Raw genomic sequence first — 25818 nt, forward strand, 5'->3', positions numbered from 1 at the left:
CCTGTCTTAGAGACAACGGCGCCTCTTATTATGTTCCAAAACACATATTAGAGATACCGGCGCCGCCAGAAATCGATGTGACAGGAGTCCGTCTCCATGCGAGAAGGTCAAGCCAGGGCCGACCTGGCATCCAATGCGGGCGCCCGCGGGGGCGATCTCGCCAGCCAGGCCGCCGCGCTATCCGCCCATCCCGCCGTCGCCGCGGCCGCGCGCGCCATCCAGGCGCACCAGGGCGTGCCGGGGGCCCTGATGCCCATACTGCACGCGGTGCAGCATGAACTGGGCTGTATCCCGCCCGAAGCCGTGCAACCCATCGCCGAGGCCCTGAACCTGTCGCGGGCCGAAGTGCATGGCGTGATCACCTTCTATCCGCATTTCCGCCAGACGCCGCCGGGACGCCACGTCGTCGAAGTCTGCCGCGCGGAGTCCTGTCAGGCCATGGGCGGCGAACAGATCGCCGCCCATGCGCGCAAGAAGCTGGGCTGCGATTTCCACGCCACCAGCCCCGACGGCGCGTTCACGCTCGAACCGGTCTACTGCCTGGGCCTGTGCGCGCAATCGCCCGCCATGCTGATCGACGGCGTGCCCTATGCCCGCCTCACGCCCAAGCGCTTCGACACCATCCTTGGCTATGTCAAGGAGGGGGCATGAGCGCGCCGGGCCGCCCCAAGCGCGAATCCTCCCTTGGGGAGGGAGTCGCGCAGCGACAGGAGGGCATACCAATGAGCACGCTTGTCACCCTCTACGTCCCACGCGACGCCGCGGCGCTGGCGGTGGGCGCGGATGACGTCGTTCGGGCTATCGAAGCCGAGGCCGCGCGCCGCGGGCAGGCCGTGCGCATCGTGCGCAACGGCTCGCGTGGCCTGCTGTGGCTGGAGCCGCTGGTCGAAGTCGCGACGCCGGCCGGCCGCATGGCCTATGGCCCCGTCCAGGACGAGGATGTTGCCGCGCTGTTCGATGCCGGCTGGCTGCAGGCGCAGCCCGGCAGCGCCGTCCACCCGCTGGCCCACGGCCTGACGGAAGACATCCCCTATCTGAAAAACCAGGAACGCCTGACCTTCGCCCGCTGCGGCATCACGGACCCGCTCAGCCTGGACGATTACCAGGCGCACGGCGGCCTGCAAGGCCTGCGGCGCGCGCTGAACATGGCGCCGGAGCAGGTCGTCGATGAAGTGCAGCAGTCGGGCCTGCGCGGCCGCGGCGGCGCGGCCTTTCCCACCGGCATCAAGTGGAAAACGGTGCTGACCACGCCGGCCGATCAGAAGTACATCGTCTGCAACGCCGACGAAGGCGATTCCGGCACCTTCTCCGACCGTCTGCTGATGGAAGGCGATCCCTATGTGCTGATCGAAGGCATGGCCATCGCCGGCATCGCCGTCGGCGCGACACAGGGCTACATCTACGTCCGTTCGGAATATCCGCACGCGATCGCCGCGCTGGAAGCGGCCATCGCGCGGGCGCGCGCCGCCGGCTGGCTCGGCGGCGACCTCCTGGGCAGCGGCACGCGCTTCGATCTGGAAGTCCGCAAAGGCGCCGGCGCCTACATCTGCGGCGAAGAAACTTCCCTGCTGGAAAGCCTGGAAGGCAAGCGCGGCGTGGTGCGCGCCAAGCCGCCGCTGCCGGCGATCTCCGGCCTGTTCGGCAAGCCCACCGTCATCAACAACGCGATTTCGCTGGCGACGGTGCCCATCATCCTGGCGCGCGGCGCCGCCTATTACCGCGATTTCGGCGTGGGGCGCTCGCAAGGCACCCTGCCCTTCCAGCTGGCCGGCAACCTGAAGCAAGGCGGCCTGGTGGAAAAGGCTTTCGGCCTGACGCTGCGTGAACTGCTCTACGACTTCGGCGGCGGCAGCGCTTCCGGCCGGCCGCTGCGCGCGGTGCAGGTGGGCGGCCCGCTGGGCGCCTATCTGCCGGAATCGCAGTGGGACGTGCCGCTGGACTACGAAGCCTACGTCAGGATTTCGGCCATGATCGGCCACGGCGGCGTGGTGGCTTTCGACGACACGGTCGACATGCAATCGATGGCGCGCTACGCCATGGAATTCTGCGCCATCGAATCCTGCGGCAAGTGCACGCCCTGTCGCATCGGTTCGACGCGCGGCGTGGAAACCATAGATCGCATCGCGGCGCGCGGCGCGGATCACGCCCAGCAGGTGCATCTGCTGCGCGACCTGTGCGACACCATGCTGGGCGGCTCGCTGTGCGCGCTGGGCGGCATGGCGCCGTATCCCGTGATGTCCGCGCTCGACCATTTCCCCCAGGATTTCGGTCTTTCACCGCAAGCCCCGGATCCCGCCGGCCTGGCCGCCGTCGACACCGGCGCCCGTCCGCCGCACCTTTGACTTTCGCGGGCCGGGGACCACCCAGGGCCGGTGAAGAAAGATTGGAGACTCCACCATGTTGGAAACCGTCATCAAACGAGACCGGGACTACGGCACGCCGGCGCGCGTATCCGAAAAGCAGGTCAGCCTGACCATCGACGGCCAGGAAATCCGCGTGCCGGCCGGCACCTCGGTGATGCGCGCCGCGGCGGAAGCCGGCATCAACATCCCCAAGCTTTGCGCCACCGACAGCCTGGAAGCCTTCGGCTCCTGCCGCCTGTGCGTGGTGGAAATCGACGGCCGCCGCGGCTATCCGGCTTCCTGCACCACGCCGGTCGAAGAAGGCATGGTGGTGCGCACCGAAACGCCCAAGCTGCACGACCTGCGCCGCGGCGTGATGGAGCTGTATATCTCCGACCATCCGCTGGACTGCCTGACCTGTCCCAGCAATGGCGATTGCGAACTGCAGGACATGGCCGGCGTGGTCGGCCTGCGCAACGTGCGCTACGGCTACCAGGGCGCCAATCACCTGAATGACGCCAAGGACGAATCGAACCCGTATTTCACCTACGACCCGTCCAAGTGCATCGTCTGCAACCGCTGCGTGCGGGCCTGCGAGGAAACCCAGGGAACCTTCGCGCTGACGATTTCCGGCAAGGGCTTCGGCTCGCGCGTTTCCGCCGGCCAGGACCAGCCGTTCCTGGACAGCGAATGCGTTTCGTGCGGCGCCTGCGTGCAGGCCTGCCCCACCGCGACGCTGGAAGAAAAGACCGTCATCATGATGGGCCAGGCCGAGCACTCGGTGATCACCACCTGCGCCTATTGCGGCGTGGGCTGCGGCTTCAAGGCTGAAATGAAAGGCCAGGAAGTCGTCCGCATGGTGCCGTGGAAGGACGGCCAGGCCAACCGCGGCCACTCCTGCGTGAAGGGCCGCTTTGCCTGGGGCTACACGACGCACAAGGAACGCGTCACCAAGCCCATGATCCGCAAGAGCATCACCGACCCGTGGCGCGAAGTGTCCTGGGACGAGGCAATCTCGTATGCGGCGTCCGAATTCAAGCGGCTGCAGGCCCGGCATGGCCGCGACGCCATCGGCGGCATCACGTCCTCGCGCTGCACCAACGAGGAAACCTGGCTGGTGCAGAAGCTGGTGCGCGCCGCCTTCGGCACCAACAACGTCGACACCTGCGCCCGCGTGTGCCATTCGCCCACCGGCTATGGCCTGAAGCAGACCCTGGGCGAATCGGCCGGCACGCAGACTTTCGATTCGGTGATGTTCTCCGACGTCGTGGTGGTGATGGGGGCGAACCCCAGCAGCGGCCACCCGGTCTTCGCCTCGCGCCTGAAACGCCGCCTGCGCCAGGGCGCGCGCCTGATCGTCATCGATCCGCGCCGCATCGAACTGGTCAGCTCGCCGCACATCAAGGCGGACTATCACCTGCAGGTGCGGCCGGGCACCAATGTGGCGCTGCTGTCGTCGCTGGCCCACGTGATCGCCACCGAAGGCCTGATCAATGAAGCCTTCGTCGCCGAACGCTGCGAAACCAAGGCCTTCCAGCAATGGCGCGAGTTCGTATCGCGGCCGGAGAACTCGCCCGAAGCCATGGAAGCCGTCACCGGCGTGCCGGCGGCCGCCGTGCGCGGCGCCGCGCGCCTGTACGCCACCGGCGGCAATGCGGCGATCTACTACGGCCTGGGCGTGACCGAGCACAGCCAGGGCTCGACCACGGTCATGGGCATCGCCAACCTGGCCATGGCCACCGGCAATATCGGCCGCGAAGGCGTGGGCGTGAACCCGCTGCGCGGCCAGAACAATGTGCAGGGCTCCTGCGACATGGGGTCCTTCCCGCACGAACTGCCGGGCTATCGCCATATTTCCGACGACGTGGTGCGCGGCGAATTCGAGCGCGCCTGGGGCGTGACGCTGCAGCCGGAACCCGGCCTGCGCATCCCCAATATGTTCGAAGCCGCGCTGTCCGGCACCTTCAAGGGCCTGTACTGCCAGGGCGAGGACATCGTGCAGTCCGACCCCAACACGCAGCACGTGGCGGCCGCCCTGGCGGCGATGGAGTGCATCGTGGTGCAGGACCTGTTCCTGAACGAAACCGCCAAGTACGCGCACGTCTTCCTGCCGGGCTCGTCCTTCCTGGAAAAGGACGGCACCTTCACCAACGCGGAACGGCGCATCTCGCGCGTGCGCAAGGTCATGGAGCCGCGCAACGGCATGGGCGATTGGGAAGTGACGATGGCCCTGTCCAATGCGATGGGCTATCCCATGAACTATCGCCACCCCCGCGAAATCATGGAAGAGATCGCGCGCCTGACGCCTACCTTCTCCGGCGTGACCTACGAGAAACTGGACCGCCTGGGCAGCGTGCAATGGCCCTGCAACGATGAGGCGCCGGAAGGCACGCCCATCATGCACATCGACGAGTTCGTGCGCGGCAAGGGCAAGTTCATCATCACGCAATACGTACCCACCGAAGAACGCAGCACGCGCAAATTCCCGCTGCTACTGACCACCGGCCGCATTCTGTCGCAGTACAACGTGGGCGCGCAGACGCGCCGCACGCCCAACGTCGTGTGGCATGCGGAGGACGTGCTGGAGATGCATCCGCAGGACGCCGAGGACCGCGGCGTATCCGATGGGGATTGGGTGGGCGTGCAAAGCCGCTCGGGCGAAACGGTGCTGCGTGCCGTGCTGACCGATCGCGTGCAGCCGGGCGTGGTATACACCACCTTCCATTTTCCGGAATCGGGCGCCAACGTAGTGACGACGGACAATTCCGACTGGGCGACCAACTGCCCCGAATACAAGGTCACGGCCGTGCAGGTGATGCGGGTGTCGCAGCCGTCGGAATGGCAGCGTCAATGGAGCCGCTTCAGCGACATCCAGCAGAAGCTGCTGGCGGAGCGTGAACCGGCGGCGGCGGGCAAGTAGCGCTGACGCCCAGACCGTGCCGTCCCGCGCATGAGGCCCCGCACCAGCGATATGACGACAGAGACTTTTCCCGCCCGCCCCGACATGCCGACGCCCGGCGACGCGGTATCGGCCGCGGCGCCAGCAGGCGGCGATCTGCCGCCAGCCTCGACGCGGGCGCGCGTGCTGCGCATCCGGAACGGCGTGGCGGAGCCGCGTTTCGACGACGACGTACTGGCGGAAGAAACGCCCATCGCCCTCGAATACAACGGCATCAGCCACGCCACCATGCTGGCCACGCCGGCGGACCTGGAAGACTTCGCCATCGGCTTCTCCCTGACGGAAGGCATCATCGACGACGCGCGCGACGTGCGCGACATCGAGGCGCGCATCAGCGAGGACGGCGTCGTATTGGAACTGACCATAGCCAGCGCCTGCGCGGCCCGGCTCAAGGAAAGGCGCCGCGCCCTGTCGGGACGCACGGGCTGCGGCCTGTGCGGCGTGGAGACGCTGCCGGAAGTGCTGCGCGACATCCCGCCGGTGCCGTCCGGCCCGCCGATCGCCGCGCGCGCAGTGCTGGACGCCATGCGCGCGATGCGCGAATGCCAGGCACTGCATGCGCTCACCGGCGCCACGCACGCGGCCGCCTGGGCCGATGCCGATGGCGCGCTTGCCTTGGTCCGCGAGGACGTGGGCCGCCACAACGCGCTGGACAAGCTGATAGGCGCGCTGGCGCGGCGACCGGAGGGCGCCCCGGCGGCGGCCTTGGGCATGATCGTCGTCTCCAGCCGCGCAAGTTTTGAAATGGTGCAGAAAACGGCCGCCGCCGGTGTCGGTGTCCTGGCCGCGGTATCGGCGCCCACCGCCCTGGCGCGCCGGCTGGCAGACCGCCTGAATATCGCCCTGCTGGGCTTCATGCGGGATGACGACACGACGCTGTACGCGCACGAAGAACGCATCTCCGCCTGAAGACTGGAGCAAAGAATGGAAAGCGCGAATCTGATCCGCATGGCCAACCGCATCGGCGACTTTTTCGACGCCATGCCCGACCGCCCGGAGGCGATCGAAGGTGTCGCCAATCACATACAGAAATTCTGGGAACCACGCATGCGGACGGAGCTGCTGGCTTTCCTGCAACGCCATCCCGACGGCGTCGCCGAGGACGTCACGCTAAGCCCCATCGTGCGGGAAGCCGTGACCCTGAACCGTGAACGCCTGACACCTAAAAAAGCGGCGCATTGAAGCCGCGGAACGACGCAGCAAATCGAAGCAAAAAAACGAAGCAGAAAAACCGGCAGCCGCGCGGCGATCCCGCTCGGCCTGCCGCAAAACCAAAGACCTGGGAGAAGACATGAGCACAGCGACCACGCTGGACATTCCGGCCGGCAAACCCGGCTTTTTGGACAAGGAAAGAACCATCGCGGGACCGGGCTTCAGCCGCTGGCTGGTGCCGCCGGCGGCCCTGGCCATCCATCTTTGCATCGGCATGGCCTACGGCTTTTCCGTATTCTGGCTGCCGCTTTCCAAGGCGCTGGGCGGCACCACCGCGCTGGCCTGCCCGGCCGGCATGAGTCTGTTCGAGGAACTGTTCACCACCAGCTGCGATTGGCGCATCTCCAGCATGACGGTGACCTATATCCTGTTCTTCGTCCTGCTGGGATGTTCGGCGGCCGTATGGGGCGGTTGGCTGGAACGCGCCGGCCCGCGCAAGGCCGGCATCGTGTCGGCCACATGCTGGTGCGGCGGCCTGGTGATATCGGCGCTGGGCATTTATATGCACCAGTTGTGGATGCTGTGGGCAGGCTCCGGCGTGATCGGCGGCGTCGGCCTGGGATTGGGCTATATCTCGCCGGTCAGCACCTTGATCAAATGGTTCCCCGACCGGCGCGGCATGGCGACCGGCATGGCCATCATGGGCTTCGGCGGCGGCGCCATGGTGGGCGCGCCGCTGGCCAATCTGCTGATGCGCCACTACGCGACGCCCGCGTCGCCCGGCGTGTGGGAGGCCTTCCTGACGCTGGCGGTGATCTACGCGGTCTTCATGGTGGCCGGCGCCCTGTCCTATCGCGTGCCCGCCAGCAACTGGAAGCCGGCCGGCTGGACGCCGCCGGTCGCGCAGACCAATAACGCCATGATCACGCACGGCCATGTGCATGTGAAGAAGATCTGGGGCGTGCCGCAGTTCTGGCTGGTGTGGTGGGTGCTGTGCCTGAACGTGACGGCCGGCATCGGCATCCTGGGCATGGCGTCGCCGCTGCTGCAGGAAGTGTTCGCCGGCAAGCTGATCGGCCAGGACGCGCTGACATTCTCGCAATTGAACAAGGAGCAACTGGCCGCGATCGCCACGATCGCCGCCGGTTTCACCGGCCTGCTCAGTCTGTTCAACATCGGCGGCCGTTTCGTCTGGGCCAGCCTGTCGGACAAACTGGGCCGCAAGATGACGTACCTTACGTTCTTCGTGCTGGGCGTCGTGCTGTATGCGTCGGTGCCGTGGTCCGCGCACGCCGGCCATCTCGCGCTCTTCGTCGGCGCCTTCTGCATCATCCTGTCGATGTACGGCGGCGGCTTCGCCACCGTGCCCGCCTACCTGGCGGACCTGTTCGGCACGCAGATGGTGGGGGCGATCCATGGGCGGGTATTGACCGCGTGGTCGGCGGCCGGCATTTTCGGGCCGGTGCTGATCAGCTATGTGCGCGAATACCAGCTGTCCATCGGCGTGCCGCGCGCCCAGGTCTACGACATCACCATGTACATCCTGGCCGGCCTGCTGGTGATCGGCCTGCTGTGCAACCTGGCCATCCGCCCGGTCAATCCCAAGCACTTCATGACCGACGAAGAACTGGCGCGCGAAAAGATGCTCGCGCACGAACGCGCGGCCGCCAGCGCGGTGCATGGCGAATCGGCATCGACGTTCAGGACGCCCAAGGCAGCGATCGCCTTCGGCTGGGCCTGCGTGGGCATCCCGCTGGCCTGGGGCATCTGGGTCACGCTGCAGCAGGCGGTGGTGTTGTTCCGCTAGCCCGCCGTGCTCCCGGCCGGTTATCGCTGACCGGTTATCGCGCCAGCCGCGGAGCCGGACAATCCCCAAAAAAACCGCCGCTTGCCCAACGGGAAGCGGCGGTTTTTTCATGCACGGCGACGCCGTGCGGCACCAGGCGGCGCCGGGATCAGGCTTTTTCTTCCTTGACCCGATACACCAGCACCGCCACATGGGCCAGCGACAGCACCTTGGCCGTGACGCTGCCCAGCAGCAGGCGCGACAGGCCGCTGCGGCCGTGGCTGCCGATGAAGATCAGATCGCAGCCGTTTTCCTGGGCGGCATGCACGATGCCGTCGGCGACGTTGAAGTTCGAAATGGCGCGCGAGGTGGCCTTGACGTTAGCGGTCTCGGCGCGGTCCAGGACCGCCTTCAGGTAGCGCTTGGATTGCTCCGCGGACGCTTTCTCGTAGTCTTCGTCGGTAATCGCATAGGCGGCCGCCATGCCATCGAAGCCGATGGTCGCGGCGAAAGGCTGGGTGACGTGCAGGGCGACGATCTCCGCGCCGACGGAGCGGGCGAAGCAAACCCCTGCGTTCGCCGCCTGGGCGGACAGCGGCGACCCGTCGGTGGGAATCAGGATTTTTTTGAACATGTCCAGCTCCTTACACGGATGGTGTGTGCGTACCATCCTACCGGAAAAGCGCCTGGCGCGGCAGAGCACCGTCCCGGACGCGGACTCAGCGCGGCGCGCCCGACTGTTGCGACGCAACAAAAAGATTGGTGCAGCGCGTGCCGGTGCGGCAGTAGGCCAGCACGGGCTGCGGCAGTTTTTCGAGCAGGCGCGCGAAGGTGGCCACGTCGTCCGCCGTCATGCCGCCGCTGACCACGGGCTGGTACTCGACCTGCAAGCCGGCATTAAGGGCCGCCTCAGAGACGGACGCCGCGGTGGGCTGGTCCGGACCGCCTTCATAGTCCGGGCGGTTGATGATGACGCTTTTGAAGCCCGCGGCCGCCACCGCGGCCATATCGTCCGGCGACAGCTGCGGCGCGACGGCGAACTCGGGAGTCAGGCGATTGATGGGAACGGACATGATGTTCTTCCTTGAAGGTGGGGCTGATGGTAGGCCTCGCGCTTGGCGTGGGCGTGGGCCTTAGGATAACCGCGCCGCCGGCGCATCGCGCATCAACTGCCGCAACAACTGCCAGGCGGGCGCATTGTCCACCATGCTGGCGGAAAAGCGCATGTAGGTCGTCGGCGCCTGCGACGGCGAAAACAGCGACCCGGGCGCCAACAGCATATTGCGCTCCGCGGCGGCGCGCGCCAGGCTTTCGCTATCGCGGCCGCAGTCGGCCCAGATGAACATGCCGGCGTGGGGCAGCTCCGGTATCCGCAGGCCCAGGTCGAGCAGGCGGCGCGCGCAGCGTTCGCGCGCATCGTCCACGCGGGCCCGCACCCGCTCCACATGGCGGCGGAACTGGCCGTCGGCGAGGATGCGATGGACCACGCGCTCGCCCAATTCCGGCGTGGTCAACCCGGCCAGCATCTTCAGGTCCGCCAGTTTCTGCAGCAGCGCGGGCGCCGCGGCGACATAGCCCACGCGCAGGCTGGGCGCCAGCATCTTGGAAAAGCCGCCGACCAGGATGACGCGATTCAGGCGATCCAGCACCGACAGCCGCATGGCATTGCCGGGATGCAGTTCCGAATAGGTGTCGTCCTCGATCACCTGGAAGTCGTAGCGTTCGGCGATGCGCAGAACGTCGTAGGCCGCGCCGGCGGACAAGGTGTGTCCGGTCGGGTTGTGGACCACGCTATTGATGATGAAAAGCTTGGGCCGATGCTGCGCGGCCAGCTTTTCCAGGACTTCGATATCCGGGCCGGCCGCCGTGCGCGGCACGCCGATGATGCGCGCGCCGACGGCGGCCAGGCGGCCGAATATGACGAACCATGCCGGGTCTTCGACCAGTACCGTATCGCCCGGCCCAACCAGCAGACGGGCGACCAGATCCAGGCCATGGGTGACGCCGCAGGTGGTCAAAAGATTGTGATCGGGATGCGCGGGAACGCCCAGCCCCTGCAACAGCGCGGCGATCTGCTGGCGCAGCGCCGGATAGCCCTGGGGCTGGCCGTAGGACAGGAAGTTGCCGCGCACGGTGCGCCCCACGGCGCGCACGGCGCCGGCGATCATGTCGGCATCCAGCCATTCGGGCGGCAGCAGGCCGGCGCCGCCCGGCATGCCGGGCGTGCTGGACTCGCGGAACATGCTGCGCAGCAGCCATGAAATGTCGATGCGCGTGGGCGTGTCCAGTGTCGCCTCGGCCGCCGGCACCGCCGCGGCGGCGCGCGCGGTATCGCGCGCGGCTACGAAAAAGCCGGCGCCGCGCCGCGATTGCACCAGGCCGCTGGCCGCCAGGCGATCATAGGCCTCGACCACCGTAAAGCGGCTGACCCCGGCCTGCTGCGCCATGACGCGGATCGACGGCAGACGGGAGCCGGGGCGCAGCCCCTCGTCGGCGATGCGGCGCGCGAGGTCGTCGGCGAGTTGCGCCGCCAGCGTAACGTCGTTGCCGCGCACCGGGCGCCAGGCGGAAACGGAGTTGGAGTCGGAAAGTGTCATGGAGCAGGGACCAGGCCAGTTATTCCGTTGAACCGGTGAAGTGTATCGGTACTGTACCGGAAACTGTCCGTAGAGTGTCATCTCCCTCATCCACGGACGCCTTGCCATGCCGCGCCTGCCCTCTTCCGCCGCCGCCCTCTCATCCTCCAACACCGCCCCGCATGGCTGGGAAGGTTATGGCGCGGCGCTGGTCGGGATCCTGGTGTTCAGCCTGACGCTGCCGATGTCGCGCATCGCGGTCGCGGAACTCGATCCCCTGTTGGTCGGCCTGGGACGCGCCGTGGTGGCGGCCGTGCCGGCCGGGCTGCTGCTGTGGCTGACGCGCAGCCGCCTGCCGCGGCGCGAGGAAATGTCCGGCGTTATTCTGGCCGCCCTCGGCGTGGTCGTGGGCTGGCCGGTGGCCTCCACGCTGGCCATGCAATCGGTGCCGTCCGCGCACGGGGCGGTGGTCAACGGCCTGCTGCCTTTGGCGACCGCGGCCTTCGCCGCCCTGGGCAGCGGCGAGCGGCCGCCGGGGCGCTTCTGGCTGTGGGCGATGGCCGGTGCCGGGCTGGTCGCGGCGTTCGCCCTGCGCGAGGGCGGCGGCGCGCCGCGGGCCGGCGACCTCTGGCTGCTGGTCGCGACCGCGCTGGGCGGCATGGGGTATGCCGAAGGCGCGCGCGTATCGCGTACCCTGGGTGGCTGGCGCACGATCTGCTGGGCGCTGGTCTTCAGCGCGCCCTTCATCGCCGCGCCGGTGGCCTGGCTGGCCGCGCAGGCGCCCGCGGCGCCCTCGCCGACGGTGTGGGCGGCCCTGGCGTATTTGTCCTTCGGCTCCATGTTCCTGGGATTCTTTGCCTGGTACCACGGGCTGGCCCGGGGCGGCATCGCGCGGGTCGGGCAAATACAGTTGCTGCAGCCCTTCATTACCGTCTGCGCCGCCGCGCTGTTCTTCGGCGAACACGTTACGCCCGCCACGCTGGCGTTCGCGCTGGCCGTCATCGCCGTGATCGCCGGCGCGCGCGCCGCGGCGGCGCGGAGGGCCCAAGCATGACCGACGCCATCCCCTTGCTTTCCGCCAGCCTGCTGGGTCCGCTGGCCTTGTTTTCCCTGGTCAGCTCCATCACGCCCGGCCCCAACAACATCATGCTGGCATCGTCGGGACTGAACTTCGGCTTCCGGCGGACGCTGCCCCATATGTTCGGCGTGAATATCGGCTTTTCGCTGATGATCCTGCTGGTGGGCGCCGGCCTGGGCGCGCTATTCCACAGCGTGCCGCTGCTGTACACCGTGCTGAAGTACGGCGGCGCCGCCTATCTGCTGTACCTGGCCTGGAAAATCGCCACGGCGGGCGAGATCCGTGAAGGCGGGCAGCGGGCGCGGCCGTTCACGTTTCTGCAGGCGGCGGCCTTCCAGTGGATCAATCCCAAGGCCTGGGTCATGGTGGTGGGCCTGGCGGCCACCTATATTCCAGAGGCCGGATTCTTCATGAACCTGGTGGTGGCGACCATCGTCTGCGGCGTCGTGAACCTGCCCGCCATCGGGGTATGGGTGACCTTCGGCACGGCGCTGCGGCGGGTGCTGCACAGGCCGGGCGCCGTGCGCGCCTTCAATCTGACGATGGCGGTGCTGCTGGTGCTGTCGCTCTACCCGATCGCGCAGGAACTGATGGGATCGGCCGCCTAGTCGCGGCCACCTTCATCGTCGGGAACCCGCGCGGCGGCGGCAGGTCTATCGTCCATGCCCGGTTCCCGCCGATTGCCCATCCGTATCAGCCTGCGGCGCGCGCTCGCGTGCGCGCTGCTGGCCAGCGCCGCCGTCGTCGGCTGCACGCAACTTGACGCCTGGCAGCGCGAGGCCATTTTCTCGCCGGCGCGCGGCGACCAGCGCTGGTTCAGCGAGCCGCCCGCCGGCACGCGGGTTTTCGACCTGGCGGTGGCCCCTGGCCAGCACGTCCGCGCCTGGTATTGGCAAAGCCCGGATCGGCAGGCGCCCACCGTGCTGTATCTGCATGGCGCCCGCTGGAATCTGAACGGCAGCGCCTTCCGCATGGCCAGCTGGACGCGCCTGGGTTATTCGGTATTGGCCATCGACTATCGCGGCTTCGGCGACTCCACCCAGATGCTGCCGTCCGAGGAAAGCGCCGGCCAGGACGCCGCCGCCGCGCTGCGCGAGCTGGCCAGGCGCCAACCCGATCCCGCCAGGCGCTTCGTCTACGGCCACAGCCTGGGCGGCGCCATCGCCATCGACCTGGCGTCGCGCAAGGACATGCCGCCCATCGCCGGCCTGATCGTCGAATCCAGCTTCACCAGCATCGCCGCCATGCTGCAGACGCTCAAATGGGGCTGGGTGCCGGGCGCCAGCCTGCTGGTCACGCAGCCCTTCGACTCCCTGGACAAACTTGCCGACATGACGACGCCGGTGCTCTTCCTGCACGGCACCGAAGACCGCGTGGTCCCGCACACCATGAGCGACCAGCTTTTCGCCGCCGTGCAAAAGGTGGCGCCCAATCTCAAGCGGCTGGTGAAGATCGACGGCGCCACGCATTCCGGCGCCGTGCGCAGCGGCCCGGTATACGACCAGGCGGTCGAGTCCTTCGTGCACGACGCCACGGCCGCATACCGCGGCACGCCCATGCCGCAACAACCGGCCCTGGACGCGCGTGCATCGAACCGGCGGGGCGGGCCCGAACCCCTTTGAGCGGAAGCGAATCGGGAAACGCCCCCCCGCCGAACGGCCAACGTTGTAAATATATTAAGCAGCCAGTAGACTGCCCCATCGGCGCCGGCAAGCGCCGCTTCCGATGGAGATCGACTTGAACCGTATGCGCTGGCAAGGGGTATTCCCCGCCGTCACCACCAAGTTCCGTGAGGACGAATCGCTGGATCACGAGGAAATGCGCCGGCATTTCGCCTTCCTGATCGATAACGGCGTGCACGGCATGGTGACCTGCGGATCGCTGGGCGAGGCCAGCACGCTGTCGATGGACGAAAAGCTGTCTATCGCGCACACCGCGGTGGAAGTCAGCGCCGGCCGCATCCCCGTGCTGGCCAATGTCTCGGAAACGAGCACGCGCGATGCGCTGCGCTACGTCAAGGCGGCCGTCGACCTGGGCGTGGACGGGTTCATGGTGATGCCTTCCGTGCTCTACGTCGCGGACGCGCGCGAAGCCATGCAGAACGTCCGCGCCATCGCCGAAGCGGCGCGCAAGCCCTGCATGATCTACAACAATCCGGTGGCATACCGGGTGGACCTGAAGCCCGAGCATATGGCGCAGCTGGCCGACTGCGAATGGCTGGCGGCGATCAAGGAAAGCACCGACGACATCCGCCGCATCACCGACCTGCGCAATGCGCTGGGTACGCGCTACCAGCTGTTCATCGGCGTGGACGATCTATCGTTCGAGGCACTGGCCCTGGGTGCCGACGGCCTGCTGGCCGGCCTGGTCACCGCCTTCCCCCGCGAAACCGTAGCGCTGTACGACCTGATGAAGGCGGGGGAGTGGGCGCAGGCGCTGAAGCTCTATCAATGGTTCACGCCGCTGCTGCACCTGGATGTATCGACGAAGCTGGTGCAGAACATCAAGCTGGCCGAAACCCTGGCCGGCGTGGGCAACGAATTCGTGCGCCGTCCGCGCCTGCCGCTGGCCGGCGAAGAACGGGCGCGCGTCGAAGCCATCGTCGGCGCGGCGTTGGAAAAGCGGCCGGAGGAGTTCCGCTCGCGTCCGCCCGCATGAGCGCCGAGCCGCCCAAACGCCGCGCCGCCGACGTCGCCTACGACGCGGTGGAAAGCATGATCGCCACCCTGCAGTTGCAGCCCGGCACGCCGGTGGTCGAAGCCGAACTGGTGCAGCGCACCGGGCTGGGCCGCACGCCGCTGCGCGAAGCGCTGCTGCGCATGGTCTCGGCGGGACTGATCATGCAGGAGCCGCGACGCGGGCTGCGCGTGTCCAACGTGCAGCTCGCCGACCATCTGGACCTGTTGCAGACGCGCCGCGCCCTGGAACAACTGATCGCCACGGCCGCGGCGCGGCGCGCGACCCCGCCGCAGCGCGCCGCGATCCTGGACTGCGCGGCGCATATGATGCGAGCGGCCGAAGGCGGCAACCTGGACGATTACATGCGCGCCGACCAGATGCTGGATCATGCCTGCCACGAGGCCTGCCGCAATACGTCCGCCGTCACCGCGGTCATCCCCTTGCTGATCCAATGCCGGCGCTTCTGGTATGCCTACCAGCATGAAGGCGACGTGATGGAAGGCGCGCGTCACCACCTGGCCATGGCGCAGGCGATCGCCGGCGGCAACGAGCGCGCCGCCGCGCACGCCGCCGATACGCTGATGGATTATCTGGAAGGGTTCGCGCGCAAGGTCATCGACGCATAGCGCGCCACGCGCACGCCGATCGACGCCATCCATTCGTCCAGCGCCGGATTGGACAACACCTGGTATTCCGCGCCGCGCTGCGCATCCATGCCCTGCCTGCCCCCGGACGGCAGCGCCGGATGGCACATCAGCAGGTCGCCTTCGGCGGCGTTGCGCACCCAGAGCCTGAACAGGCTGTCGTACGCCTGCGCCCCGCCCTGGAAATCGTAGACGCCCAGAAAGCGCCGATTGGTGCGCAGCCCGGCTTGCGCCGCCGCGCGCGCGAAGGGCCGGGCGCCCAAGGCCGCGATGATGCGCGCCTTGCGCCGCAGCGGCGTCGGCACGCCGTCCAGGCAACCGGGCGCCGTATCGCGCAGCCAAGGGCCTTGGCCGGCATAGCGGCGCGCGAGCACCTCGAACAAGGCATCGCGTATCTGCGGCAGCTGGTGCACGTGCTGATGCCCGTCGACAAAGTCCGGCATGCGGCCCATGGCCGATTCGAAGGCATCGAGCTGGCGTTCGATCTGGCGCTGCACGCGTCCGCGATTCAACAGGCGCGCATACGCGCAGACGATCAGGCGCGGCAAAGGCAGGTATAGTCCCGCCGCGCCCAGCGTCTCGGTGAAATTCAAGTGCAGGCCGGCATCGACGTCCAGTTCGCGCAGCCTGGCCGCATCGGCGCGGAAAGAAGGCGCCTGCGCCAGGCAACCGACCGCGCTCAGGCGGCGGGCGCGCACCAGCGCCAATATGCCGTCGTCGATGGCGGCACTCATGCCAAAATCGTCCGCGCATACGACAATGCGCCTGCTGCCCGCGTGCGTGGGCTCTTGCAACATCATCGCCATGGAAGTTTTGGAATGCGGACCCTGATCCGACAATTGAGCTGGTTCGTCGCCGTTGGCTGCGCGGCCGCCGCCACCCACTGGATAACCGCCGTCGCCTGCGTGGAAGGCCTGGGCGCGCCACCGCTGGCCGCCAACGTGGTCGGATGGCTGGTGGCGTTCGGTGTTTCGTTCAGCGGTCATTATCGCCTCACTTTCCGGCATCAGACGAGCGCGTGGCACGTGGCGGCGCTACGTTTCTTCTGCATTTCGGCGGCGGGCTTCCTGATCAATGAAGCCGCATACGCCTGGCTGCTGCGCCATACCACGCTGCGGTACGACGTCCTGCTCGGATTGGTATTGATCGCCATCGCCGTGCTGACCTTCGTCTTCAGCCGTTTTTGGGCATTCCGTCGCAGTAGCGCGACCTGAACGCCGCGTCGGGCACGACGCGCCACAGCGCGCGCTTGCCGTTTACCGCGAAAGGCGCGACGCCGCGCAACGCGGGGTAGGTTTCCTGGTCCTCGGCGGGATTGCCCCAGAACCAGAACGCCTGGCCGGCCGGCGCCACGCAAAGGCGGGCCTGCAATTCGTGCATCGAAATCAGCGTGTCTTTCATGACATCGGGGCGGAACTGGCCAGCGTCATAGAGCTCCTTGCGCCAATTGTCCCGCAGCGGGATGTCGGGATTGCTCCAGTCGTCCACCACCCAGGCGGGCCGCGTGTCGCGCATATTCATGGGCAGATCGTAGGCATAGGCATGCAGCATGACGATCTGGTCGCCCGCCTTGAATTCGGGGCGCGCGCGCCGCGCCATGGGGGCGGACGTGGGCGACGAATAGATGGCCACGAACACGGTCATCAGGACGCAAAGCGAGATCGCCACCGCCTGGCACGCCCGATAGCCGCGGCGCGTGGTGTCGGCATCGCGGCCCGCCAGGCCGGAGGCGATGACCTCCGCCACCAGGCCGGCCAACGGGGCCAGCGTCGGCAGCACGTAACCCACCAGCTTGGATGCGGGCAGCGAGAAGAAGGCCAGCACCACCACGATCCAGATGCCCAGCAGCAGCCGCACGGCGCGCGCGTCGTCCTGTTCCGCCGTCCAGAAAGCCTTGCGGAATACGGCGCCCAGCCAGAAGGTCCAGGGCAGGATCAGGCCCGCCAGTACCGGCAGGTAGAACCAGATGGGCTGGCGATTGTTGAAGCCGGTTTCGGCAAAGCGATCGAATTGCTGGTAGATGAAGAAATAGTTGAAGAAGCCGGAGAAATCCTGCTGCATGGCCCAGAACCAGGGCAGGCACACCGCCAGGAAGGCGGCGATGGCGGGCGGCCATAGCAGCGCGGCCAGGCCGCGCCATTGCCGCAGCACGGCGATCCAGATGAACAGGATGCCGGCCGGCAGCACCACGCCGATCAAGCCCTTGGAAAGCACGCCCAGCGCGGCGAGTACGCCGGTCGCCACGGCCAGGGAACGCCAGGGCTGGCCGCGCACGGCGTTCAGCACCGTCGCGGCGCCCGCCACCGTGGTCAGCGTGATCATGCCGGCCACCAGCATATCCAGATTGGCGAACTGCGCGGCGCCGAAGAAAAACGGCTGCGTGGCCAGTACCATCAGGGCAATCGTCGCCGTCCGCGCGCCGCGGTAGCGGCGCATGAAGACATACACGGCCATTGCCGCGGCCCAGGCGGCCAGCCACGAAGGCAGGCGGGCGACCCAGGGATGCACCCCGAACACATCGAAGGCGGCGGATGCCAGCCAGTAGTACAGCGGCGGCTTGTGGAAGAACGGCATGCCGTTCAGCAGGGGCACGACGCGATCGCCGCTGCGCATCATTTCCCAGGCGATGCCGGCATAGCGGCCTTCATCCGGCAGCGTCATCGGCCGCAGCCATGACAACCACAGCAGCCACACACCGGTCAGCAGGAAAAGCCAACCCTTGGACAGCGCCTCCAGACGGCGCATCCATGTATCGAGCACACGCAACATGTTATCGGGAACTATTCTTTTCAGTGAAAACTCTGCCGCGCTGTTCACGAACGACATATAGGGGACGTCCCTTGACTTCGTCGAAGATGCGGCCGACGTACTCGCCCACGACGCCCAGGGACAGCAGATTGATCCCGGCGAAGAACATCAGGGCGGCGACGATGGTGGTCCAGCCCGACACCGCGTTGCCGTACATCAGGAAGTCCGCCACCAGGTAGACCCCGTAGGCGAACGACATCAGCGAAAACGCCAGGCCCATCATGCTGACCAGGCGCAGCGGCCACGTGGTGAATGCCGTCAGGCCGGCGAAGGCCAGCTTGAACAGCTTGCGCTTGCTGTAGTGGCTGGCGCCATGCGCCCGCGCGTCGGGCGTATAGGGCAGCGCCTCGGCCTCGAATCCCACCCAGGCATACAGGCCCTTCATGAAGCGCGTGCGTTCGGGCAGCGCATTGAGCGCCTGCACCACGCGGCGGTCCATCAGGCGGAAATCGCCGGCGTTGGCCGGCACATCGACACCGCGCTCTTCGCTGAGCATGCGGTAGAACAGGCGCGAGCCGACGCGCTTGAACCAGGATTCGGCATCGCGGTTTTCCCGCACCGCATAGACCATGTCGGCGCCCGCGCGCCAGCGCGCCAGCATCTCGGGGATGAGGGCGGGCGGATGCTGCATGTCCGCGTCCAGCGAAATGACGACGTCGCCGGTGGAGGCTTCCAGGCCGGCGCTCAGCGCGGCTTCCTTGCCGAAATTGCGCGACAGCCGCACATAGCGGAAGCCGTCGATGGCCGCCCACTTATGCATGAGTTCGGCCGTACCGTCGCTGCTGCCGTCATCGGTCACGATGACTTCCCAGGACGTGCACAGCTTGCCCAGCAGTGCCATCAGCGCGGGCAACAGCACCTTGAGGTTGTCGCATTCGTTCAGGCAGGGCACAACGCAGGAAATTCGGATGTCGCGGATGTCCGGCCTGGGCGGCAGGAATTCGGCGGGGAGCGTGCGCGCGGCAAACGCTTCGGAGCGGGATTCGATGTACATGGCGATCGCAGGGTGGCAACTGCTGCGCCGCAGTATCGCCGTGAGGGCGTCGAATTTTCATGAAATGACGCTCCGCGCGAGAAAGGAAAGGAACGCGCGAAGCCTGCGCATTACGTCGTGGGAAATTTCCCAGGCGGCGCCTGTGGCGGCGCGCGTCCCTGCCAGCCTGTGGGGGGCCCCTATTGTAAAGAAACGGCAAAACACCTAGGATGCGTAGAACGATTTAGTAAATCGTTATACCTACACCTATAAATCGGAGACAACCCCATGAAATCGCAAGCATTTCCACGCTTGCCGGCGGCCGGCGCCGGCATTGCCGCCCCGCGGCCCGTCCTGTCGCGCCGCGGCTTCCTGAAATCCGCCGCCGGCGCCGCGGCCGCCGTTGCCGCCCCCGGCCTGCTGGCGGCCCCCGCCGCCGTATCCCTGCGCTGCTCGATATCCCAGCCCGCCGACCAGCAATCCGCCCAGTACATCTGGTATGAGCGCTTCGCCGCCGACCTGAAGCAGTCGGTCGGCGACCGCATCCGCGTCGACATCTTTCCCAACGGCCAGTTGGGCAAGGAGTCGGACGTAGTTCAGCAGGTCCGCCTGGGATCCATCGACATGATGATCACCGGCAGCTCGATCTGGGCGACGGCGCTGCCGGAGCTGGCGCTGCTGGACATGGGCTTCGTGTTCGACAGCTGGGAACACGTCAACAAGTCCGTCGACGCCGGCGTGGGCGAACAGTTCAACAAGCTGCTGCAATCGCGCACCGGCTGCACCTTCATCGGCTGGGGCAACCATTTCAACGCGCGCAGCGTCTATACGAAAAAAGTGGTGGAGCACGACAGCGACCTGAAGAGCGTCAAGCTGCGCGTCCTGCCCACGCCCATCTTCGTGGAGACCTTCAAGCTGATGGGGGCCATACCGACGCCCATTCCCATCAACGAGCTCTACACCGCCGTGCAGACCGGCGTGGTGGATGGCTTCGAGCATGACGCCGCGACGGTGCTGTCCAGCAAGTTCAATGAAGTCGTCAGCAACTGCTGGCTGACCAATCATCTGTTCAGCCCCTCGATCACGGCGATCGGCAAGCGCGGCCTGGGCAAGGTACCGGCCGACCTGCAGCCCGCCTTCCTGAAGGCGGCGGAAGAAGCATCGCTTTACCAGCGCCAGGTCGCCGGCAGCAAGGGCAAACAGGCGCTGGCCGAGCTGGAGAAACTGGGCATCAAGTTCCATCCCATGGATCCCGGCGAGCGCCAACAGCTGCGCCAGGCCATGGAAGAAAAGCTATGGCCCAGCGTGACCTCGCAGTACCCGGTCACCAAGCCGATGCTGGACATCATCAATAAGTCGCGCGCCTGAGCGCCGGATGAATCTGGAACGCAGCAGCGACCAGGCCGCGATGCGGCCGCGGGTCAGGCTGGAGGACAGCATGAACGCACATGTACTGGCAGGGGCCGGCACGGCGGCGGCCCACACCGCCGCGCAAGGCAGCGGGACGCAATCGCGCTGGCTGGCGCGCATCTGCAGCATCATCGAACACTTCTGCGGACTGGTACTGGCGGTGGACGTGGCCGTCGTCTTCGTCTCGGTCATCCTGCGCTACTTCCTGCACAGTCCTGTGGACTGGGCGGAGGAAGCGGCGCGCGGCCTGATGGTGACCCTGGTGTTCCTGGGCGGCGCCACCGTGCTGGCGCGCCGCCAGCATGTGGGCATCGACGTGTTCCGCGGGCTGCTGCCGCGGTCCTGGCGCGATCCCGCCGTGCAGCTGGGCGGCTGGGCGGTGGCGGGAACGTCCGCCGCGCTGTGCTATTCGTCGTGGGAACTGCTGCAGGATTCGGTGAACGTCACCACGCCCATCGGCACCCCGCAGTGGCTCAGCGTGCTGCCGGTCTTCGTGGGCGCGCTGTTCATGACGGTGGTCGGCATCGCCAATGCCTTGTGCGGACCGCGCCGCGCGGTCTACGGCACGCTGGCCGGCGCCATCGGCCTGTGCGTGGCGGTCTGGGCGTGGAATGGCCATATGCCCGAGGCCTGGGTCATACGTCCATGGCTGCTGCTGACCCTGGCTTTCCTTTTCAGCCTGGTCGCGGGCGTTCCCATCGCCTTTGTGCTGGCGCTGTCTTCGCTGGTGTATTTCCTGGCCGATCCGTCGCTGCCGCTGATCATTTATTCGCAGCAGGTGATGGCGGGAATGGATCACTTCGTGCTGCTGGCGATCCCCTTCTTCGTGCTGGCCGGCCTGATCATGGAGTCCAACGGCATGTCGACGCGCTTGATCGAGCTGCTGGTGCGTATGTTCGGCCGGGTGCGCGGTTCGATGAACCTGATATCCATCCTGGCGACGGCTTTCTTCTCAGGCGTATCGGGATCCAAGCTGGCCGATATCGCCGCGGTGGGCGGCATCGTAGTGCCGGCGGTGCGGCGTACGGAACAGGACGTCAACGAAACCGCGGCGGTGCTGGCGTCTTCGGCCGTGATGGCGGAAACGATACCGCCTTGCGTAAACCTGATCATCATGGGCTTCGTCGCCAACATCTCCATCGGCGGCTTGTTCCTGGCCGGGCTGGTGCCGGCGGCGGTGCTGGCCACCGGCCTGTCGGCCATGGCGATCTGGTTCGGCAAAAAGGTCGATCCCATGCGGGCCTTCCCCGTGCGCATGCCCTGGCCGCAGCTGCTGGGCGGCGCCTTCATCGCGCTGGTGATGGTGGGCATGATAGGCAAGGGCGTGACGTCGGGCGTGGCCACGTCGACGGAGGTATCCGCCTTCGCGGTGGTGTACGCGCTGATCGCCGGCGCCCTGGCCTTCCGCGAGCTGACGCCGCGCGCCGTCGTGGCGCTGTTCGTGCGCGCGGCGTCCATGGCCGGCGGCATCCTGTTCATCATCGCCGCCGCGTCCAGCGTGGCGTTCGCGCTCACGGTGCAGCAGCTGCCCAGCTTCCTGTCCGACACCATGACGCATCTGGCGCACGACTACGGCAGCACGGCATTCATCCTGGTGTCGGCGGCGCTGATGGTGGTGTTCGGCGCCATCCTGGAAGGCGCGCCGGCGCTGATCATTTTCGGACCGCTGCTGACGCCGATCGCGCAGCAGGTGGGCGTGAATCCCCTGCACTTCGGCACGGTCGTGGTGATCGCCATGGGCCTGGGACTGTTCAGCCCGCCCTTCGGCCTGGGCCTGTTCGCCACCTGCGCGATGACGGGCACGCGCGTCGAGCAGGTATCGCGGCCGATGGTCAAATACCTGATCCTGCTGGTGATCATGCTTATAGTGCTGATTTTCGTGCCCGCGATCAGTCTGTGGGTGCCACGCATGATGAACATGGCTTGAGAGAGGCAATGACGACGATCCAGGATGTGGCCGCGCTGGCGGGCGTGTCGGTAAGCTCGGTGTCCAACGTACTGAACGGCCGCACGGACCGTCTCAGCCGCGATACCTTTCAGCGGGTGCAGGACGCCATCCGGGAATTGAACTACCGGCCCAATCTGGTGGCGCGCCAGCTGAAGACGGGCTATGCGCCGTTGATCGGGCTGCTGGTGCCGTCCACCGCCAATCCCATGTTCGGCGAACTCGCGGTCCACGTGGAGGCCGCCGCGCGCGACGGCCACGGCTTCCGCGTATTGCTGGGCAATACGCACCGCGACCGGCAGCAGGAATCGCGCACCTTCGACGATCTGATTTCGCTCGGTGTGCGCGGCGTCATCCTGGCGTCGTCGCGCACCGACGAGGATCATCTGGAAGCCGCGATAGCGCGCGGCCTGGCGGTGGTCAGCTACGACCGCGGCGGCGACGGCGATACGCGGTCGCGGATCGACCACGTATCGCCGGACAATATGCTGGCGTCGCGCCTGGCGGTCCGGCATCTGGTCGCGCATGGCCACCAGCGCCTGGCGCTGGTGACGCCGGACGTCAAGACGGTCAGCCGCACGCTCAAGCGCCAGGGCTTTCTGCAGGCCGCGCGGGAGGCCGGACTGGCCGGGCACGCGCAGGTGCTGGAAGGCGCCACGCGGCCGGGCTATGGCGATTCCAACCTGGCGGATGAGGGCTATGCCATGGCCAGCCGCATCGCGTCGATGAAGTCGCGTCCCACCGGCATCATCGCCATCAACGACATGATGGCGCTGGGCTTGATGGCCGGGCTGCATCGCGCCGGGCTGTCGGTGCCCGGCGATGTGTCGGTGGTCGGCATGGACAATCTGGTCATGACGGCCTACGCCAATCCGCCGCTGACCACGGTGGAGATGCCCAGCGCCGATATGGCGCGGGCCATGGTGGCCATGGTCGTCGAACGGCTGGCCCAGCCCGCGCTACCCGCGCGCGAAGTGCTGTTCCAGCCGCGGCTGGTCGAACGGCAGTCCGTGGCGCCGCCGCCTGCCGTCGCCGGATCGACGGCAAGATCCCGTGCCGCGAAACCACCGGCGTCCGGATCGCGGGCCAGCGAACCGCGGGCCGCCGGAGCGCCGGCCGCCGGGACGCCGGCCGCAGTTTCTCCGCGCCCGCGCGCGCGGTCCCCAAGGAAAACATCCGCATGACCCCGACCATATTGTTGACGCACTCCCCGCAGGCCCTGGCCAATTACTACGGCGACCGCGCACTGCGCGCCCTGCGCGAGCTGGGCGACGTGCGCCTGAATCCCGGCGCCGATCCCACCACGCCGGAGGACTTGATCCGATTGGCGCAGGGCTGCCACATCATCGTGTCCAGCCGCCTGGCCGCGGCGCCGGCCGCCGTGTTCGACGCCCTGCCCGATCTGGTCGCCTTCTGCCGCGTCGCCGTGGACATCCGCAACATCGACGTGGACGCCGCCGATCGCCATGGCGTGCTGGTCACGCGCGCCACGCCTGGCTTCGACGCCTCGGTATCGGAATGGATCGTCGGCGTCATGATCGACGCCAGCCGGCACATCAGCCGCGCGGCGGCCGCCTACTGGAGCGGGCAAGCGGCGCCGGTCATCATGGGCCGCGAACTGCGCGGCGCGACCGTGGGCATCATCGGGCACGGCCATATCGGCAGCTACCTGGCGCGCATTACCCATGCGCTGGACATGCGGGTGCTGGTCCAGGATCCGCAACCGCAGGCCTTGCAAGACGGCATGCGCCAGGTGGACCTGGATACCCTGCTGGCGCAATCCGACTACGTCGTGTGCCTGGCGCCCGCGCTGCCGGAAACGGCGAACCTGATGGGCCGCGATGCCTACGCGCGCATGAAGCGCGATGCGATATTCATCAACGCGTCGCGCGGCGAACTGGTCGATGAGGACGCGCTGCGCGACGCGCTCGACCAGGGCGTCATCGCCGGCTGCGCGCTGGACGTCGGGCGCGCGCAAGACCAGATGCCTTCGTCCTGGCTGGCCGCCCACCCACGCGTCATCGCGACGCCGCACGTCGGCGGCCTGACGCCGCAGGCGGCGGAGCATCAGGCGATGGACACGGTGGCGCAGGTGCGCGCCATCGTCACGGGCGCCGTGCCGCCGCATGCGGTCAACGCGGCGCGGGCCACACGCCTGGGCCGCCTGCGCCGTTGACCGCCCTCGTTGGGACAGAGGCGCGACGGGACGGCAGCTTTGAACAACACCACCGGGTCAGGACGAGACAACAAATGAAAACACCGCTGCTCAAAGCGCCGGCCGGCGCCTGCGATTGCCACATCCATATCTACGAGCTGCAGCGCTATCCGCTCGCGCCTACCGCCACCTTCGGCCCGCCGCAGGCCTCCTGGAGCGACTACCTGCGGGTCCGCCAGGCCCTGGGCCTGCAACGCGCGGTCATCGTGCAGGCCACCGGCTACGGTTTCGACAACCGCTGCGCGCTGGAAGCACTGAACCTCGCGCAAGGATCGGCGCGGATGATCGCCACGCTGCCCGTGAATACGCCCGCCGGCGAACTGCGGACGCTGCACGAGGCCGGCGTGCGCGGCGTGCGCTTCATGATGATTCCCAATAGCGGCGGCGTCATGCAATGGGACGACCTGGAACCCATGGCCGAACGCATCGCCGGACTGGGCTGGGTGATCAATCTGCAACTGGACGGCCGTGAGCTGCCACGCTACGAGGAAAGGCTGGCCGCCCTGCCCTGCCAGCTCAGCATCGACCACAACGGCAAGTACCTGACGCCGGTCGCGCCGTCGGATCCCGGCTTCCGCGCCTTGCTGCGCCTGCTGGACCGCGGCCACGTCTGGGTCAAGCTATCCGCGCCCTACGAAACATCGAAATCCGGACCGCCGCACTATGACGACGTAGGCGCGCTGGCCGCCGGCCTGGCGGCCGCCAGGCCGGATCGCTGCCTGTGGGCCAGCAACTATCCGCATCCCGGCCGCGCCGACGCGCCCGACAATGCGGACATGCTGGACTTGCTGGCACGCTGGGCGCCGGACGAAGCGGTCCGGCGCAAGATACTGGTGGACAATCCCGCGCGGCTGTACGGGTTCTGAGCTGGCCGCCACGCGGATCACCCGGGCCGCTTCGGCGCCCCGCCTTCCCGCAAGGGGTCCAGCAAAGGCTTCAGCCCATTGTGGTCCAGTTCGTGCATGAGCCCCAGCAACTGCCCCAAGCGCCCCGGCGGAAACCCCTCGCGCGCGAACCAGGTCAGATAATGCCCCGGCAGGTCCGCCAGCAGGCGGCCCTTGTATTTGCCGAAAGGCATGGTCCAGGTGACCAGCAGCTTGAGATCTTCGGGGTTCATGGCGCGGTATCGAACGACGGCCGGTGATTGTATGCGGTCGTGCGCCGCACGATCCGCGTCAGCACGACCAGCCTCCTACTGTCCCGGTTAAGTCCGGATAATCGTCCGCCCACGCAGTACGAGAACGCTGACCC

24 protein-coding genes are annotated in these 25818 nt (G+C 67.4%); 17 read left to right on the top strand and 7 right to left on the bottom strand.

What is annotated here, in order from left to right; all coding sequences use genetic code 11:
* Window positions 1-96 precede the first annotated feature (96 nt).
* From ACNA0R_RS13465 to ACNA0R_RS13490, 6 genes are all read left to right on the top strand, one after another.
* On the top strand, window positions 97-651 hold the full coding sequence (locus ACNA0R_RS13465; protein WP_415826518.1) for a formate dehydrogenase subunit gamma: 555 nt from the start codon (window positions 97-99) through the stop codon (window positions 649-651).
* Window positions 652-722: 71 nt separating this feature from the next.
* On the top strand, window positions 723-2342 hold the full coding sequence (locus ACNA0R_RS13470) for a formate dehydrogenase beta subunit (RefSeq protein WP_415826519.1): 1620 nt from the start codon (window positions 723-725) through the stop codon (window positions 2340-2342).
* Window positions 2343-2397: 55 nt separating this feature from the next.
* Window positions 2398-5262 carry a formate dehydrogenase subunit alpha gene (gene fdhF, locus ACNA0R_RS13475; protein ID WP_415826520.1) on the top strand — a complete coding sequence of 955 codons (2865 nt, stop codon included), beginning with the start codon at window positions 2398-2400 and terminating at the stop codon, window positions 5260-5262.
* Window positions 5263-5346: 84 nt separating this feature from the next.
* A complete protein-coding gene (fdhD, locus tag ACNA0R_RS13480) occupies window positions 5347-6210 on the top strand; it encodes a formate dehydrogenase accessory sulfurtransferase FdhD (protein WP_415826753.1) in 864 nt (287 codons plus the stop codon).
* A gap of 15 nt (window positions 6211-6225) precedes the next feature.
* A complete protein-coding gene (locus ACNA0R_RS13485) occupies window positions 6226-6483 on the top strand; it encodes a formate dehydrogenase subunit delta (protein ID WP_415826521.1) in 258 nt (85 codons plus the stop codon).
* Window positions 6484-6592: 109 nt separating this feature from the next.
* Window positions 6593-8260, top strand: a complete 1668-nt coding sequence (locus ACNA0R_RS13490; protein ID WP_415826522.1) for an OFA family MFS transporter — start codon at window positions 6593-6595, stop codon at window positions 8258-8260.
* Window positions 8261-8408: 148 nt separating this feature from the next.
* On the opposite strand, the gene ACNA0R_RS13495 is transcribed toward ACNA0R_RS13490, so the two are convergent.
* From ACNA0R_RS13495 to ACNA0R_RS13505, 3 genes are all read right to left on the bottom strand, one after another.
* Window positions 8409-8873, bottom strand: coding sequence for a universal stress protein (locus ACNA0R_RS13495; protein ID WP_415826523.1), 465 nt, complete (start codon window positions 8871-8873; stop codon window positions 8409-8411).
* An 85-nt stretch (window positions 8874-8958) separates the two neighbouring features.
* On the bottom strand, window positions 8959-9312 hold the full coding sequence (locus ACNA0R_RS13500; RefSeq protein WP_415826524.1) for a protein tyrosine phosphatase family protein: 354 nt from the start codon (window positions 9310-9312) through the stop codon (window positions 8959-8961).
* A gap of 60 nt (window positions 9313-9372) precedes the next feature.
* On the bottom strand, window positions 9373-10794 hold the full coding sequence (locus tag ACNA0R_RS13505) for an aminotransferase-like domain-containing protein (RefSeq protein WP_415826754.1): 1422 nt from the start codon (window positions 10792-10794) through the stop codon (window positions 9373-9375).
* Window positions 10795-10942: 148 nt separating this feature from the next.
* On the opposite strand from ACNA0R_RS13505, the gene ACNA0R_RS13510 reads away from it, so the two are divergent.
* The 5 genes from ACNA0R_RS13510 (at window position 10943) to ACNA0R_RS13530 (ending at window position 15198) form a co-directional block, all read left to right on the top strand.
* Window positions 10943-11869 carry a DMT family transporter gene (locus tag ACNA0R_RS13510; RefSeq protein WP_415826525.1) on the top strand — a complete coding sequence of 309 codons (927 nt, stop codon included), beginning with the start codon at window positions 10943-10945 and terminating at the stop codon, window positions 11867-11869.
* The gene (locus ACNA0R_RS13515; RefSeq protein ID WP_415826526.1) at window positions 11866-12501 is read left to right on the top strand and encodes a LysE family translocator; all 636 of its coding nucleotides are present in this window, start codon (window positions 11866-11868) and stop codon (window positions 12499-12501) included. Before ACNA0R_RS13510 ends, ACNA0R_RS13515 begins: the two co-directional genes overlap by 4 nt.
* 54 nt (window positions 12502-12555) lie before the next feature.
* Complete coding sequence (locus ACNA0R_RS13520; protein ID WP_415826527.1) at window positions 12556-13515, top strand: alpha/beta hydrolase; 960 nt, start codon at window positions 12556-12558, stop codon at window positions 13513-13515.
* Window positions 13516-13630: 115 nt separating this feature from the next.
* The gene (locus ACNA0R_RS13525) at window positions 13631-14551 is read left to right on the top strand and encodes a dihydrodipicolinate synthase family protein (protein WP_415826528.1); all 921 of its coding nucleotides are present in this window, start codon (window positions 13631-13633) and stop codon (window positions 14549-14551) included.
* A complete protein-coding gene (locus ACNA0R_RS13530; RefSeq protein WP_415826529.1) occupies window positions 14548-15198 on the top strand; it encodes a GntR family transcriptional regulator in 651 nt (216 codons plus the stop codon). The genes ACNA0R_RS13525 and ACNA0R_RS13530 overlap by 4 nt, the downstream gene beginning before the upstream one ends.
* Here ACNA0R_RS13530 and ACNA0R_RS13535 read toward each other — a convergent pair.
* Window positions 15159-15950: a ChbG/HpnK family deacetylase gene (locus tag ACNA0R_RS13535; RefSeq protein ID WP_415826530.1), complete on the bottom strand. Its 792-nt coding sequence runs from the start codon at window positions 15948-15950 to the stop codon at window positions 15159-15161. The two genes, ACNA0R_RS13530 and ACNA0R_RS13535, sit on opposite strands and share 40 nt — an antisense overlap.
* Window positions 15951-16034: 84 nt before the next feature.
* On the opposite strand from ACNA0R_RS13535, the gene ACNA0R_RS13540 reads away from it, so the two are divergent.
* On the top strand, window positions 16035-16430 hold the full coding sequence (locus tag ACNA0R_RS13540) for a GtrA family protein (protein ID WP_415826531.1): 396 nt from the start codon (window positions 16035-16037) through the stop codon (window positions 16428-16430).
* On the opposite strand, the gene ACNA0R_RS13545 is transcribed toward ACNA0R_RS13540, so the two are convergent.
* Window positions 16390-17961 (bottom strand): ArnT family glycosyltransferase, encoded by a 1572-nt coding sequence (locus ACNA0R_RS13545; RefSeq protein ID WP_415826532.1) that lies wholly within the window; start codon window positions 17959-17961, stop codon window positions 16390-16392. The genes ACNA0R_RS13540 and ACNA0R_RS13545 overlap by 41 nt on opposite strands.
* A gap of 25 nt (window positions 17962-17986) precedes the next feature.
* On the bottom strand, window positions 17987-19024 hold the full coding sequence (locus ACNA0R_RS13550) for a glycosyltransferase family 2 protein (RefSeq protein WP_415826755.1): 1038 nt from the start codon (window positions 19022-19024) through the stop codon (window positions 17987-17989).
* 261 nt (window positions 19025-19285) lie between these two features.
* Here ACNA0R_RS13550 and ACNA0R_RS13555 point away from each other — a divergent pair, with 261 nt between their 5' ends.
* The 5 genes from ACNA0R_RS13555 (at window position 19286) to ACNA0R_RS13575 (ending at window position 25433) form a co-directional block, all read left to right on the top strand.
* Window positions 19286-20365: a TRAP transporter substrate-binding protein gene (locus ACNA0R_RS13555; protein ID WP_415826533.1), complete on the top strand. Its 1080-nt coding sequence runs from the start codon at window positions 19286-19288 to the stop codon at window positions 20363-20365.
* A 70-nt stretch (window positions 20366-20435) separates the two neighbouring features.
* Window positions 20436-22334 (top strand): TRAP transporter large permease, encoded by a 1899-nt coding sequence (locus ACNA0R_RS13560; RefSeq protein WP_415826756.1) that lies wholly within the window; start codon window positions 20436-20438, stop codon window positions 22332-22334.
* Between the two features lie 8 nt (window positions 22335-22342).
* Window positions 22343-23536: a LacI family DNA-binding transcriptional regulator gene (locus ACNA0R_RS13565; protein WP_415826534.1), complete on the top strand. Its 1194-nt coding sequence runs from the start codon at window positions 22343-22345 to the stop codon at window positions 23534-23536.
* Entirely contained in the window at window positions 23533-24528 is a 996-nt protein-coding gene (locus ACNA0R_RS13570) for an NAD(P)-dependent oxidoreductase (protein ID WP_415826535.1), read from the top strand. The genes ACNA0R_RS13565 and ACNA0R_RS13570 overlap by 4 nt, the downstream gene beginning before the upstream one ends.
* 74 nt (window positions 24529-24602) lie before the next feature.
* The gene (locus ACNA0R_RS13575; protein WP_415826536.1) at window positions 24603-25433 is read left to right on the top strand and encodes an amidohydrolase family protein; all 831 of its coding nucleotides are present in this window, start codon (window positions 24603-24605) and stop codon (window positions 25431-25433) included.
* Between the two features lie 17 nt (window positions 25434-25450).
* Here the strand turns inward: ACNA0R_RS13575 and ACNA0R_RS13580 are convergent, their stop codons facing one another.
* A complete protein-coding gene (locus ACNA0R_RS13580) occupies window positions 25451-25684 on the bottom strand; it encodes a DUF3820 family protein (RefSeq protein ID WP_415826537.1) in 234 nt (77 codons plus the stop codon).
* Window positions 25685-25818 lie beyond the last annotated feature (134 nt).

The organism is Bordetella sputigena (assembly GCF_965137885.1).
Taxonomy (GTDB): domain Bacteria; phylum Pseudomonadota; class Gammaproteobacteria; order Burkholderiales; family Burkholderiaceae_B; genus Bordetella_C; species Bordetella_C sputigena.

Coding starts and splice junctions, on each gene's coding strand:
- ACNA0R_RS13465 (WP_415826518.1), top strand. CDS start 97: ATGCGAGAAGGTCAAGCCAGGGCCGACCTGGCATCCAATGCGGGCGCC.
- ACNA0R_RS13470 (WP_415826519.1), top strand. CDS start 723: ATGAGCACGCTTGTCACCCTCTACGTCCCACGCGACGCCGCGGCGCTG.
- fdhF (WP_415826520.1), top strand. CDS start 2,398: ATGTTGGAAACCGTCATCAAACGAGACCGGGACTACGGCACGCCGGCG.
- fdhD (WP_415826753.1), top strand. CDS start 5,347: ATGCCGACGCCCGGCGACGCGGTATCGGCCGCGGCGCCAGCAGGCGGC.
- ACNA0R_RS13485 (WP_415826521.1), top strand. CDS start 6,226: ATGGAAAGCGCGAATCTGATCCGCATGGCCAACCGCATCGGCGACTTT.
- ACNA0R_RS13490 (WP_415826522.1), top strand. CDS start 6,593: ATGAGCACAGCGACCACGCTGGACATTCCGGCCGGCAAACCCGGCTTT.
- ACNA0R_RS13495 (WP_415826523.1), bottom strand. CDS start 8,873: ATGTTCAAAAAAATCCTGATTCCCACCGACGGGTCGCCGCTGTCCGCC.
- ACNA0R_RS13500 (WP_415826524.1), bottom strand. CDS start 9,312: ATGTCCGTTCCCATCAATCGCCTGACTCCCGAGTTCGCCGTCGCGCCG.
- ACNA0R_RS13510 (WP_415826525.1), top strand. CDS start 10,943: ATGCCGCGCCTGCCCTCTTCCGCCGCCGCCCTCTCATCCTCCAACACC.
- ACNA0R_RS13515 (WP_415826526.1), top strand. CDS start 11,866: ATGACCGACGCCATCCCCTTGCTTTCCGCCAGCCTGCTGGGTCCGCTG.
- ACNA0R_RS13520 (WP_415826527.1), top strand. CDS start 12,556: ATGCCCGGTTCCCGCCGATTGCCCATCCGTATCAGCCTGCGGCGCGCG.
- ACNA0R_RS13530 (WP_415826529.1), top strand. CDS start 14,548: ATGAGCGCCGAGCCGCCCAAACGCCGCGCCGCCGACGTCGCCTACGAC.
- ACNA0R_RS13535 (WP_415826530.1), bottom strand. CDS start 15,950: ATGAGTGCCGCCATCGACGACGGCATATTGGCGCTGGTGCGCGCCCGC.
- ACNA0R_RS13540 (WP_415826531.1), top strand. CDS start 16,035: ATGCGGACCCTGATCCGACAATTGAGCTGGTTCGTCGCCGTTGGCTGC.
- ACNA0R_RS13545 (WP_415826532.1), bottom strand. CDS start 17,961: ATGCGCCGTCTGGAGGCGCTGTCCAAGGGTTGGCTTTTCCTGCTGACC.
- ACNA0R_RS13555 (WP_415826533.1), top strand. CDS start 19,286: ATGAAATCGCAAGCATTTCCACGCTTGCCGGCGGCCGGCGCCGGCATT.
- ACNA0R_RS13560 (WP_415826756.1), top strand. CDS start 20,436: ATGAACGCACATGTACTGGCAGGGGCCGGCACGGCGGCGGCCCACACC.
- ACNA0R_RS13565 (WP_415826534.1), top strand. CDS start 22,343: ATGACGACGATCCAGGATGTGGCCGCGCTGGCGGGCGTGTCGGTAAGC.
- ACNA0R_RS13570 (WP_415826535.1), top strand. CDS start 23,533: ATGACCCCGACCATATTGTTGACGCACTCCCCGCAGGCCCTGGCCAAT.
- ACNA0R_RS13575 (WP_415826536.1), top strand. CDS start 24,603: ATGAAAACACCGCTGCTCAAAGCGCCGGCCGGCGCCTGCGATTGCCAC.
- ACNA0R_RS13580 (WP_415826537.1), bottom strand. CDS start 25,684: ATGAACCCCGAAGATCTCAAGCTGCTGGTCACCTGGACCATGCCTTTC.